The organism is Burkholderia arboris, from assembly GCF_038723655.1.
GTDB lineage: Bacteria > Pseudomonadota > Gammaproteobacteria > Burkholderiales > Burkholderiaceae > Burkholderia > Burkholderia arboris.
In genome coordinates, this window is sequence record NZ_CP109823.1 from 395,293 (window position 1) to 407,452 (window position 12,160).

Annotated in this window: 10 protein-coding genes; 4 read left to right on the plus strand and 6 right to left on the minus strand. The window is 63.8% G+C overall.

The annotated features are described in order from the left end of the window. Positions 1-25 precede the first annotated feature (25 nt). The gene (locus OHZ10_RS34365; protein WP_059241816.1) at positions 26-235 is read right to left on the minus strand and encodes an MbtH family protein; all 210 of its coding nucleotides are present in this window, start codon (positions 233-235) and stop codon (positions 26-28) included. A 332-nt stretch (positions 236-567) separates the two neighbouring features. Here OHZ10_RS34365 and OHZ10_RS34370 point away from each other — a divergent pair, with 332 nt between their 5' ends. Continuing rightward, positions 568-1,371, plus strand: coding sequence for a thioesterase II family protein (locus tag OHZ10_RS34370; RefSeq protein WP_174994705.1), 804 nt, complete (start codon positions 568-570; stop codon positions 1,369-1,371). 383 nt (positions 1,372-1,754) lie between these two features. Here the strand turns inward: OHZ10_RS34370 and OHZ10_RS34375 are convergent, their stop codons facing one another. The 5 genes from OHZ10_RS34375 to OHZ10_RS34395 form a co-directional block, all read right to left on the minus strand. Further along, a complete protein-coding gene (locus OHZ10_RS34375) occupies positions 1,755-2,579 on the minus strand; it encodes an inositol monophosphatase family protein (protein WP_174994706.1) in 825 nt (274 codons plus the stop codon). Further along, positions 2,576-3,646 carry an ABC transporter ATP-binding protein gene (locus OHZ10_RS34380; protein ID WP_342706409.1) on the minus strand — a complete coding sequence of 357 codons (1,071 nt, stop codon included), beginning with the start codon at positions 3,644-3,646 and terminating at the stop codon, positions 2,576-2,578. The genes OHZ10_RS34375 and OHZ10_RS34380 overlap by 4 nt, the downstream gene beginning before the upstream one ends. Beyond that, positions 3,643-5,817, minus strand: a complete 2,175-nt coding sequence (locus tag OHZ10_RS34385; RefSeq protein WP_059241824.1) for an ABC transporter permease — start codon at positions 5,815-5,817, stop codon at positions 3,643-3,645. Before OHZ10_RS34385 ends, OHZ10_RS34380 begins: the two co-directional genes overlap by 4 nt. A gap of 7 nt (positions 5,818-5,824) precedes the next feature. After that, positions 5,825-6,853: an ABC transporter substrate-binding protein gene (locus OHZ10_RS34390; RefSeq protein ID WP_155627351.1), complete on the minus strand. Its 1,029-nt coding sequence runs from the start codon at positions 6,851-6,853 to the stop codon at positions 5,825-5,827. A 163-nt stretch (positions 6,854-7,016) separates the two neighbouring features. After that, positions 7,017-8,054: a LacI family DNA-binding transcriptional regulator gene (locus OHZ10_RS34395; protein WP_059241826.1), complete on the minus strand. Its 1,038-nt coding sequence runs from the start codon at positions 8,052-8,054 to the stop codon at positions 7,017-7,019. Between the two features lie 859 nt (positions 8,055-8,913). On the opposite strand from OHZ10_RS34395, the gene OHZ10_RS34400 reads away from it, so the two are divergent. The 3 genes from OHZ10_RS34400 to OHZ10_RS34410 all read left to right on the plus strand — a co-directional run bounded on the left by OHZ10_RS34400 (position 8,914) and on the right by OHZ10_RS34410 (position 11,703). Next, positions 8,914-10,092: a hypothetical protein gene (locus OHZ10_RS34400; protein WP_342706410.1), complete on the plus strand. Its 1,179-nt coding sequence runs from the start codon at positions 8,914-8,916 to the stop codon at positions 10,090-10,092. A gap of 63 nt (positions 10,093-10,155) precedes the next feature. After that, positions 10,156-10,311, plus strand: a complete 156-nt coding sequence (locus tag OHZ10_RS34405) for a hypothetical protein (protein WP_155627353.1) — start codon at positions 10,156-10,158, stop codon at positions 10,309-10,311. Positions 10,312-10,488: 177 nt separating this feature from the next. Then, positions 10,489-11,703, plus strand: coding sequence for a porin (locus OHZ10_RS34410; protein ID WP_342706411.1), 1,215 nt, complete (start codon positions 10,489-10,491; stop codon positions 11,701-11,703). Positions 11,704-12,160 lie beyond the last annotated feature (457 nt).

A 12,160-nucleotide genomic window follows, 5' to 3' on the forward strand; every position in this document is an offset into this window, starting at 1 on the left:
TGCGCGCTGCGTGGCGCGGCGACAGTCAGGCCGACAGCGCGGCCCGCACGCTCAATGGCCGCATGTCGGTCCAGTTGGCGCCGATCCATTCGAGACAGGCGTCCCGGGTTCCCGACGGGCCCGCTGCCCGCCAGCCTTCCGGTACCCGCTTGTCGTCCGGCCAGATCGCGTATTGTTCCTCGTGATTGACGACCACCTTGAAAACGGCGTCGTGATGCGGCGTTTCGGCTTCCATGTCTCTCTCGTTTCAATAATCGATCACGCGTGTCACACGCAGTACATAATTCGATATTTCTATAAAAACGGCACGCCCGGTCATGCCGGACAACGATGCAAGCACTTTGAAATCGAAGCGAGCAGACTTTACCATAAAGCATCTAAAAACAATTACATTTCTATTGCATGAAAACAGAATAAATCATAATCATTGAGAGCCAATAATCACGGCCATTGTTCATAAATATGTGAACCTATAGAAATCAGACTGTCTTTTCGATTAAATCGATAATCGTCTTAATTGTTTGAAAATCTTGTATGGCTCGTTTTTTAAAGCGGAGTCCCGAAAGCATGGCCTTGCTACCCAGTACCCTCACCATTCCGCTCCAGCGCCCGGCGGCGCGGCACCGGCTGCTGGTGTTCCATCACGCGTGCGGCGCGGCGGCCAATTACTACCGGTGGGGCGCGTCGTTCCCGGACGACATCGAGGTGTGGCTGATCGAACTGCCCGGCCGCGGCAGGAGCCTGGGCACGCGCGCGATCGATACGCTGCCCGAACTGATCGACTTCCTGCGGGCCCTCCGGCCGCTGCTGCCGCGCGACTATTCGGTGTTCGGCCACAGCATGGGGGCGCTGATCGCATACAGCTTCGCGTGCGACATGACGCAACTGGGGCATCCGCCCGTCTGGTTCGGCGCCTCCGGCACCGACGCGCCGTTCTACCCGCATCGCCGGACGCGGCTCGACGGCGCGCCGGTTCACCTGCGCAATGACGCGGAGATCATCGACTATGTCGTGTCGCTCGGCGGTACGCCGCGCGAAGTAGTCGAACACGACGCGCTCCGGGCGATGCTGCTGAAACTGGCCAGGGCGGATTTCCGCCTGGTCGAGGCGTTCTTTCCGCTGCCGTCCGCAACCGCGCTGCCCTGTCCCGTCACGGTCTTCTCGAGCCGCGACGACACGGTGCTGAGCCCCGCCGGGCAGCGCGACTGGTCGCGCGCGTCGCAGCACCCGGTCAGCTTCCGCGAGTTCGACGGCGGGCACTTCTATCTATTGGAACACCCGGCTGCCGTTCAGCACGCGATCGGCCAGGCGCTGGCCGATGCGGGGCGGTGCGGCACCGCCGTGGGCGAGATGCCGTCGCTGATGTCGTGACCGGTGGCGGGGTGGCGGCCGGCCTCCTGCCGAAGTATCGCGATTCAGGCCCCTGACCCGCTCGCGATACCCCGGCGTAATGCCGCTGCCACCGGCCTCCTCGTCACGGAACACCGCCTGCCATTCAGCGAATCCGGCGAATCCGCAGCGTTGCGCGAAACGAACGACGGTCGGCGCCAGCAGGCCGCATGCGGTCGACATGCCGGCAATGCGCGGCACCATCGAACGGTTTGCCTCGATCCGCGGCGTGACGCGCGTCAACTCACGCGGCAGCGCATCGAAGGATTCGGCGCTCCGTCTCATCGATGCGCCGCCTCCGGGAAGGACCGGGCCCCATCGCTTCGTGCGGGGCGGCGGTCATGCGCGCGACTCAGGCGGCTTGCTCAACCCGCGATCAGCGTGGCGAGCGCCGGATAGAATCCGTCACCCGCCGCAATGATCGGATTGCCTCTCAGCAATCCGTTGCCCGCGAGAAAGTCGTTGACGACGCCGCCCGCTTCGCGCACCAGCACGATGCCGGCCACACAGTCCCACGAGTTGATATGCGGTTCGTAATAGCCGATCAGCCGGCCTGCCGCGACGTAGGCGATCATCAGCGCGCCTGAGCCGTTGCGAATGAACATGCCGCCGTCGGCCAGCAGCCGCGCCAGAAACGGAATGAACGCCGACGGCGCGACCCGATGCGAGAAGCCGACGCCGACCACGCCGTCGCGCACCGACCGTGTCGTGGCGGCCCGCATCGGCGTGTCGTTGACGAATGCGCCGCACCCGGCCGCGGCATGAAACAACTCACCGCTGTTCGGATCGAACACCGCGCCGATCGCCGGTTTGCCATCGATCAGCACACCGATCGACACGCACCACGCATGCATCCCGTTCAGAAAGCAACTGGTCCCGTCGATCGGATCGACGATCCAGACAATCCGCTCCGACAGCAGCGACGCGCCGGCCTGCGCCGCGGTTTCCTCGCCGAGGAACGCGTCGTCCGGAAACGCTGCCGTGACGCGCTCGCGCACCAGATTCTCGACCTCGCGGTCGGCAAGGCTGACGACGTCCTGCAGACCTTTGTGCTCGACTTCGAGCGCCGCGCGGTTCGCGAACATCCGGTACGCGCGCGCCCCGGCTTCCCGAGCAATCGTGCACACGAGTGCATAGCGATTCGCAAGATCGGCCTCGAACCCGATCGTCTCCGTCCCGGGTGCGCTCATGCGTGCGCTCCGACGATGGCCGCACCGTGTGCGCTGAATTGGAGCGCGACCTGCGCGCCGCGCGGAAATAGCTGATCTAACCGATGACTCACGACAAACAATTCTCCAAGTGACGACTGAACCGTGTACTGCATTTCGCGACCGAGATAGGTCGCACGACTGATTTCACCGGCGATCGTGCCCTGCTGCGCAGGCCCGAGCCGGATTGCCTCGGGGCGTAACGCGATGCGCACCGCGCCGGTCCGCGTGCCGGTGTACGGCAGATCGAGCCGCGTGCCGCCGATCGTGCACTGCGCGACCTGGTCGTCGATCGCACGAATCTCGCCATCGACGAGATTCGCATTGCCGATGAAGTCCGCGACGAACTCGTCGGCAGGTGCGTCGAATATATCGCGCGGCGTGCCGAGCTGTGCAATCTTCTTGCGATTCATCACGACGATGCGATCCGAGATCGCCAGCGCCTCTTCCTGATCGTGCGTCACGTAGACCGCGGTCAGACCCAGCTTGACCTGCAGATCCCGGATCTCGTCGCGTACGCGGGTGCGCATCTTCGCGTCGAGATTCGACAGCGGCTCGTCGAGAAGCAGGATTTCGGGCTCGAGCACCAGCGCGCGCGCTACCGCAACCCGTTGTTGCTGGCCGCCCGACAGCTCGCTCGGCGAGCGTGCGGCATACTCGCCGAGCCCGACCAGCGCCAGCGCACCCATCGCCTTCTCGTGCGCCTCGCGCTTCGGCCGGCGCGCAACCGCCAATCCGTAAGCGACGTTCTCGACGACGCTCATGTGCGGAAACAGCGCGTACGACTGAAACACCATACTGACGTCGCGCTCGGCCGCCGACCGATCGGTCACGTCGCGCCCGCCGATCAGGATCCGCCCCGCATCGACGCGTTCGAGGCCCGCAATCATCCGCAACGTGGTGGTCTTGCCGCAGCCGCTGGGGCCGAGCAGCGTCACCATCGTGCCCGGCTCGATGCGAAAGCTGATGTCGTCCACCGCGACGCTCTTGCCGTAGTGCTTGCTGACCCGCTCGAATACGAGCGAACCGCGTACCTGGGTCGTGTTCATACCGTCGTCTCCTTCATTTTCAGAATCGTGCCGCGCCGGCCGGAAGCCTGTATCCGTGTGCGGGCACGCAGCCGGCGCACACCGACGAAACGCTGGACGACGAGAATCATCACGAGCATCACGATCACCAGCACGCTGGCGTAGGCAATCGCGGTGCCGTAGTTGCCGTTCGAAACCAGTCCGATGATGTACGACGTTGCCATGTCGTAATTTGCGCTGACGAGGAAGATCACCGCGCTGACCGACGTGATCGAGCGTACGAAGCCGTAGACGAGCGCCGACGCGAGCGCCGGGCGCAGGAGCGGCAGGATCACGCGACGGATCGTCGTGAGGCTGCTCGCACGCAACATGATCGACGCCTCGTCGAGACTCGCGTCGAGCTGGCGCATTGCCGCGATGCCGCTGCGCAGCCCCATCGGCATGTTGCGAAACACGAAACACAGCACGAGGATCGCGCCGCTTCCCGTCAGTTCGATCGCGCCGGCGTTGAACGTCAGCAGATAGGCAATCCCGATGACCGTGCCCGGCACCGCGAAGCTCAGCAGCGTGCCGAATTCGAGCAGGCGCTTGCCGGCAAAACGCTGCCGGATCAGCAGCCAGGCGGTGAGCATGCCCACCAGCGACGTCAGCGGTGTCGCGATCGCCGCGATCGTCAGCGTCGTGAAGAACGACGGCCATGCCTGACCTTGCCAGTGCAAGCCGCCGGCATCCGCGCCAATGCCGAATGCATCCGCGTAGTGCGCGAGCGTCAGGCTGTTGTCGACACCCCAGATCTTCACGAAACCGCCAAGCAGCATCATCGCGTAGACCACCAGCGTGAACGCCACCCACGGCACGGCAACGCACCAGAGGCCGGCACGCAGCCGCGGATCGAGCGCTGCGTGCGCACCGCTGTCGGCCTTGCCGGACACCGTCACGTATGAACGGCGGCCAAGCCAGCGGTTCTGCAGCAGGAACACGCCCAGCGCGAATACGAGCAGGACAAGCCCCAGGCCGGCCGCTCGCCCGGGGTCGTTCTGCGCACCGACCACGGAGAAGTAGATTTCCGTCGACAGCACGTGAAAATTGCCGCCCAGCACGATCGGGTTGCCGAAATCGGCCATGCTCTCGATGAAGCACAACAGGAACGCGTTCGCGAGCCCCGGACGCATCAGCGGCAGCGACACCGTGACGAACGTCTGCCAGCGTGACGCGCCGAGCGTTTGCGACGCCTCCTCGAGCGACGGGCCCACCCCGTCGACGACGCCGACGAGCGTCATGAACGCGATCGGCGTGAACGCCAGCAGTTGCGACAACCAGACACCGGGCAGACCGTAAAGCCAGCGGCCGGGCACCACGCCAAACACATCTGCGACGAACAGCGTGAGCGCGCCGTTGCGACCCAGCAGCAGGATCAGCGCGAGGCCGAGCACGAACGGCGGCGTGATGATCGGCAACACTGCGAGACTACGCAGCGCCCGTACCCCGCGCGACGCGCTGCGCGCAGCCAGCAATGCGAGCGTGCAGCCCAGCGCGACCGATCCGGCGGCGCTCGCAATCGCGAGCGCCAGCGTATTCCATGCAACGCCGCAACTACGCCCTCCCGACAGGCAGGCCAGGCCCCAGACGCTGCGGGACATGACGCGCGGCAGCACCGATGCCCAATCAAGCACGCCGTCGGCATTGCGGAATGCGTCGAGCAGGATGTTGCCGACCGGCCAGAACACGAACGTAGCAATCAGCGCGACGACGATCCCGATCGCGCCCGTCACGAACAGGTCGCCGCGGCACGCGCCGGCCAGCGCCGCGCCGCTCGTCGCGATCACGAGAAACGCAAGCGCGGCGAGACAGGCGCCGGCGCCGAGCCCGGTCGGCAATGCGACACCCCATGCGAGCCAGCCGATCGCGATCAGGCCGGCCACACCGGCGCCGACCCACGCCGCGCCGAGCACGCGGCGCCGACGAATCGCCGCCAGCGCGATGCCGGCGGCGGCCAGACACGCAACCAGCACCCACACCGCGGCCATCCCGCCGTGCCATGCCTGCCAGAACGCGGGGGCGGCGGTTGACGAGCCGTGCAGCGCGTCACCGATCCAGCGGAACGCGAACACGCCCGATTCCTGCTGATACCAGGGCAGCGCGACGAGCGCAAACGCCCCCGTCGCCAGCCAACTCGACAAGATCTTGTTCATCTTCGCGTCAGTTGCCGTGGTTGTAGATTTCGGTCGTCCAGCGTTGCAGCAGGTGCTTGCGAACCTGAGGCGAACCGTACTTCGCAAAGTCGTAATTGACGAGCTTGATCGATGCGACGTTCGGAGCCTGCGGCGGGACCTTCGCATCGCGGTTCGCCGGAATCTGATACGCCTTCGCATCGATGGCGGCGGTCTCGGTATCCGCGCGCAGGGCGAAGTCGTAGAAGCGCTTCGCTTCGGCCAGATGCTTCGCCCCCGCGACGATGCTCATGCCGCCGATCTCGAAACCGGTGCCTTCGCAAGCCGGCGCAACGGCAATCGGAAAACCGGCGACTTTCTGCTTGATCAGGTCGTGCATGAATTCGATCGCGACGGTCGACTCGCCGCGCGACGCGGCCTCTCCCGGCGCAACGCCGGTGTCGGTGTACTGGCTGATGTTCGCGTTCAACGTGCGCAGGTACTTGAATGCGTCGTCCTCGCCAAACAGCTGAACCAGCGTCGCGAGCGCGACGTACGATGTGCCCGACGAGTTCGGATTCGCGATCTGGATCTCGCCCTTGAAAGCCGGATTCAGCAGATCTTTCCAGCACTTCGGCGCCGGCAGCTTGCGCGAATTGATTTCCGTCACGTTGTAGCCGATACCGAGCACACCCTGATAGATGCCGACCGACCGAGAGTCGGCCACCTTCGCGAACGTCTGCGCCCACGGCTGCAGTTGCGCCGCAAGCGGCGACTGATAGGGCTGCGTCAGTTTCTCGAACGCCGCCTGAAGGTGCGCGTCACCGGATCCCGCCCACCAGACGTCGACCTGCGGATTCTTCGCCTGTGCCTGGATCTGCGCAAAGCTCTCCCCCGCGCTCTTGCGGATCATCGATACGTCGATGCCGGTTTCCTTGGTGAACCGCGTCTTCATCAACTGACACCACTCGAGATCCGCGGAACACAGCACATTCAGGTTGCCGGCCGCCTGCGCTGTGGTCGTCAGGCACGCTGCCGCCAGCATCGCGGCGACGGTGCTTCGCAACGGGAATTTCATCGGTTGTCTCCATGTTTTGATTGCCCGCGCCGCCCCCGCTTCGTCAGTGGCCGGCACTTCGTCCGGGGTGTCTCCCCGAATTTTGCACACGAGTGCAATGTAGCACCAACGAAACCCCGATTCAACCTGGGAAACGCTGGAAACGGCGTTCCAGCGTCGGGACTTACCCGGGGATCAGACCGACGGAATCCCGCTCGACGAGAGACACGCCTACCACCCGAATGCGCGTCGGCAACGTGAAATCGGTCATCCGGTCGACCAGGACATCGACCGCTTCCCGTGCAAGCTCGTCGACGTTCTGCGCGATCGTCGTCAAGCGATAGCTACCCATGCGCGCGTGCGGGATGTCGTCGAACCCGATCACCAAAAGATCCTCCGGGACGCGCTTGCCAAATCGCTGTCGCGCGGCATCGATGAAACCGAGCGCAATCATGTCGGTGGCACAGAAGATGGCGTCCGGCACGCCGCGCGAACGGTCCAGCAACGCTTTCGCGGCTTGCTGGCCGCTCTCGTAGCTATCGGTCGACGTGTTGCACAACTCGACTTCGCCACGTCGCCCCGGCAGCGTGCGCAACGTCTGCACGAACGCTTCACAACGCGCCTTGCCGTTGAAGTTCGACAGGTGCGGGCCGATGAAGGCAAACCGTTTTCCGCCGGCCTGCACGAGCCGCTGGGCGGCCAGCCGGCCACCGGTCTCGTTGTCGCTGTTGACGACGTCAACGCCCTCTATCTCGGCCGCACGGTTGAGCATCGCAACCGGCACGCGGCGTGCGACGTACTCGCGGGCCAGCGCGAGCGGCGGCGTCCCCGACGTCATGATCACACCCGCAATCCGGTAACTCAGCAGAATCTGCAACGAGTGGGCGATCTGGTCAGCGTCGTCGGCATCCATCAGGATCGGCAGGAAGCCCTGCTCGCCGAGATAGTGGGCGATCGGCGACAGCAACTTCACACGAAACGGATTCTCCAGGCCGGACGTAATCACGCCCACAAAGCTGCTGCGGCCCTGAATCATGTTGCGCGCGTTGTAATCGACCTGATAGCCGAGTTGCTCGGCCGCACGCATGATCCGCTCACGCGTCTTGCCGGACACGCTCGCACCCGGCGTGAACGCCCGCGATACCGCCGAGCGCGAGACGCCCGCCAGTCGCGCGACATCGCTCGCCGTCGCCCAGCTCTTTTCTTTCTCTTTGTCCGTCATGGATATCTCGTGCGTGGCAAATCTGCGCCTGTTGTGGAGAATGCTAGCTTATCAAAACAGACGAAAACGCCATCGAATTCGCCGCCCGGGCCGTGGGTCGAGTGAACGAGCCGATCGGACATGATCTTGCACACGCAACATCCGACGGTACAGCCTTCATGCCGGGAAACGACGCATGGCCGGGACGCCCGCGGAGGTCTTCTTCGTGCGCGATGCGGTTCGCCTGCCCGCCGAACAGCCTGCCAATACCCGGCAGGCTGTTGAAAGGCACCTCGTCAATGCGCGGAAGGCCGCTCCAGAGGCCCGCCTCGTCGGCATGGCGCGTGTCGAGTCGAACCGGAACTGCTGCCGCCGAAGGACGTCCCCATCGTCGATGTGAACCGCTATGCCGCGTTCGCGCCGTGCATGAGGTTGCTCGCCCCCCAGCACGACAGGAACCATTGCTCAACCCGCTCACGGCCATGATGGTTCGGCCGCGCCGTTGGCCGACGTCACCGGCGCGCGCCCAGTTTCGATGACCTCGGCGGAAGCCATTTCTACAGCAAGCTAGGGTAAGTCCCGTCCCTTCGAACGTCATTTCGATGCCGAGCCACGTTGTGCAATCGAAACCGTGGTGATAGATTGCACACGAGTGCAAATTTGGGCCGGTCGTCCGGTGAGACAACGCGTATGGCGGTCGGAAAAGCGGCTTCGATCGTTGCAACGCCCGGCGGGCGTCGCAAGTTTGCCGGCCCGGTGACGCATCGTTCGAGGGGCATCCGTCATGGAATGCCCTGGGATCGGTGCGTCGCCCGGCGCATATCGCGCCCTGTGTCTGATTTAACTACCGTATTGACTACCGTAGGAAAAGGAGCAGCCCATGTCGTCACCCCAACCCGTGAATCCGTTTCGCCGGCAGTTTCTTCAGGTCACCGCGAGCGCAAGCTTGTGCGGAACGCTGGGCATACCTGCACGGTCATCGGAGGCGGCAACCACCACACGCGGCAAGACGGCCCAGGAGCCACGTCCGAAGTCGATTCCGCTGGACGAGTGCCTGAGCCTTTCGCCGCAGCAAATGGCACAGAGATCCCCGATTGCGCAGCGGTCGTTCGCCTATATCAACGAATGCATGTCGCAAATCCAGGATGGCGCGCTGAAGAGCACCACGCGATCGATGGTCGATCATCCCGCGCCGACGCTGATGGCCTACTACCTTGGACAACCGGACCGACAGGACGCGTTGCTCAGGAATCTCAAAGACAAGAACCTGCTTGCAGCAGACGTCACCCGCGAACAGTTGTTTCCGCCGTGCAAGTCGGCCGACGTTCCCGCGCAACCGATGTTGAGCGCGCCAGGCAGCGACTACAACAGCCACCACTCCTATCCGGGCGGCCTATGTGCGCACACTGCGACGAACCTGCGCCATGCCATCGATTACAAACACACTTACGAGCAACTCTTTCGCTACTCGCTGTCGCTCGATGTTCTGTTCGCTTCGCAGACATTGCATGACCTGCAGAAGACCTGGGTGTTCCAGTGGCGTGACGACGGTTCGTGCCTGAAAGAACTCACCATCGGCGACACCGGGGCGCACCATATATTCGGCCTTGCGCAATGCATGGTCCATGACCTTCCTGTGGATGTGATCCTCGCGCAGGCGTGTGCGCACACGAATCCCGGCGTGCTCGACGGCGAAAAAAAGATCGTCGGGTGGCTGACGGCGGCGGCAATGATCGCGCGTGTCGATCCCGTCGCCAACGGCTATGTGACGGACCAGCAGGCACTGCCGAAGCCGCACAAGCAGGAGTGGTTCGTGTCGCATATCTGCGACTACGATTTTGTGTTCGCGAATCCCGCTGCGAAAGACGCGATCTCCGTGCTCAAGGACATCGCGAAAGAGGACTACGGCATGACCGAACGGCAGCTCGACGGACGCGACTTCAACAGTTTCCGCAACTATCTCGGATCGCAGATCTCCTGGCTTCGCACCAACTTCGAAAACTCGAATGACGTGCATGCGCTCAGGCAGTTGATCCATGCGACCGTCGTGAAAACCTGACCGCCCTCGGAGGCGCCGGCGAACGATGCCGGTTGGTCATCGGACGCCTTTCGCGTGGCGGGCATGTTCGCCCAAACCGGTGTGCAAGCTCACTGGAACACGCCGCTGGATGCGCATTTCGAAAAGACTGACGCCGCGATGAGGGGGACGCTCGAGCTTCCCGGCAAGCCACCCGGTCCGTACCCGGTGCGATTCATCGATGTCATTCCGACTTTTTGATTTGACGCGTCGAGTGGCAAGTACCCGATCAACCTGCCTTTCCCGGCCACTCGAAATTTGAAAGCACGATTGTTCTCGTTATTCAACCTCCAAACTCAGGAGTCCGACACACATCATCAAGCAACATGAAACTTGGATCACGTCAATATTGAATCATTCCACCAGGATTATGAATCGATGAAAAATAGCGTCGCAATCGCCATGACGGCCGCCGGCCTGGCCGCCGCAGCTACGGCCCACGCCCAGAGCAGCGTGACCCTGTACGGTATCGTCGACAACGGTATCGCTTACCAGAACAACTCGTCGGCCACGGGCGCGACGGCGGGTGGTCACTCGAAGGTGCAAATGTCCACCGGCGTGTGGGCAGGCAGCCGCTTCGGCCTGAAGGGCAGCGAAGATCTCGGCGGCGGCACGAAGGCGATTTTCCAGTTGGAAGCCGGCGTCAACACGGCTAACGGCTCGTCGCAGTGGACCAACGGCATCTTCACGCGCCAGGCATGGGTTGGGATGACCAACGCCACGTACGGTACGCTGACGGCCGGCCGCCAGTACACCGCGTACTACACGCTGCTGTCGCCGTACAGCCCGACGACCTGGCTGACCGGCTATTACGGCGCGCACCCGGGCGATATCGATTCGCTGGATACCAGCTACCGCGCGAACAACTCGCTCGTGTACATGTCGCCGAAGTTCTACGGCTTCACGGTCGGCGGTTCGTACTCGTTCGGCGGCGTCGCAGGCGCGACGAACCGCGGCTCGACGTGGAGCGCGGCGATCCAGTACCTGAACGGCCCGGCAGGCATCGCCGTCGGCTACCAGAAGGTCAACAACGCGACGCTGGGTGGCGGCGTGTGGGGCGCGAACTCGACGGTCCAGAACGGCCTGACGGCAACGGGCGACGGCAACCAGCCGGCAGTCTCGTCGATCAACAACGGCTACGCGACCGCGCAATCGCAGCAGCGTATCGCCGTGACGGCGGGTTACCAGTTCACGCCGGCATGGGACATTTCGGCGTCGTACTCGAACGTGCAGTACACGCCGGGCGTTGGCTCGTCGTTCCGCAACACGGCCATCTTCAACACGGCAGGCGCCGTGCTGCACTGGAAGGCAGCGGCTCAGTGGGACTTCGCAGCGGGCTACTCGTACACGGCGGCAACGCAGTCGAACGGCATCACGAGCTCGGCCAAGTACCACCAGGTCACGCTGTCGCAGTACTACAGCCTGTCGAAGCGCACGGGCCTGTACGCAGTCGAGGCTTACCAGCATTCGAGCGGCAACACGCTGAACGCAGGCAAGATCATCGCGGCAACGACGTCGATCGGCGACGGCGTGGGCGCAGGTTCGAAGCAGAACCAGATCGGCCTCGGCGTCGGCCTGATCCACCGCTTCTGATGTCCCGTGGCGGGCACGCATCGCATCCGGAAGTGCACGGAAGCCCGCCTTCGGGCCTGAAAAGCCGCTGAAACCCGGAATGGTGTATTCAGCATTGCCATGCGCGCGTCAATGGCAGGAAGCTCGCCGGCTTTGCCAGTCGACAGCAAGCCGCGGACAGCACGTGCTGCAAGACCCGTCATTCACCACGTTGAAACCGGGTGACTTCGATCGCCTGGAACTCCACCCACACGCCACCTGCGCGGGAAAACCTTGACGCAGGCCGGAGTCGGCCGATCGCAACGAGGTAACCGCCTTCGCGTTCAAGCGTGACGAAGCGAGTCGCCCCAAGGCGCGTTGGCTCTGGCGATGGCATCGAGCAGCGCCAGGCGTTTGCGTATGCAGACAACCAGCGCGACCTTGGGTCGTTTGCCGGCGACGTTCGCGCATAGGTCGAACGCTTCGATGGCAAGGCGCG

Coding starts and splice junctions, on each gene's coding strand:
- OHZ10_RS34380 (WP_342706409.1), bottom strand. CDS start 3,646: ATGAACACGACCCAGGTACGCGGTTCGCTCGTATTCGAGCGGGTCAGC.
- OHZ10_RS34370 (WP_174994705.1), top strand. CDS start 568: ATGGCCTTGCTACCCAGTACCCTCACCATTCCGCTCCAGCGCCCGGCG.
- OHZ10_RS34365 (WP_059241816.1), bottom strand. CDS start 235: ATGGAAGCCGAAACGCCGCATCACGACGCCGTTTTCAAGGTGGTCGTC.
- OHZ10_RS34410 (WP_342706411.1), top strand. CDS start 10,489: ATGAAAAATAGCGTCGCAATCGCCATGACGGCCGCCGGCCTGGCCGCC.
- OHZ10_RS34390 (WP_155627351.1), bottom strand. CDS start 6,853: ATGAAATTCCCGTTGCGAAGCACCGTCGCCGCGATGCTGGCGGCAGCG.
- OHZ10_RS34395 (WP_059241826.1), bottom strand. CDS start 8,054: ATGACGGACAAAGAGAAAGAAAAGAGCTGGGCGACGGCGAGCGATGTC.
- OHZ10_RS34400 (WP_342706410.1), top strand. CDS start 8,914: ATGTCGTCACCCCAACCCGTGAATCCGTTTCGCCGGCAGTTTCTTCAG.
- OHZ10_RS34405 (WP_155627353.1), top strand. CDS start 10,156: ATGTTCGCCCAAACCGGTGTGCAAGCTCACTGGAACACGCCGCTGGAT.
- OHZ10_RS34375 (WP_174994706.1), bottom strand. CDS start 2,579: ATGAGCGCACCCGGGACGGAGACGATCGGGTTCGAGGCCGATCTTGCG.
- OHZ10_RS34385 (WP_059241824.1), bottom strand. CDS start 5,817: ATGAACAAGATCTTGTCGAGTTGGCTGGCGACGGGGGCGTTTGCGCTC.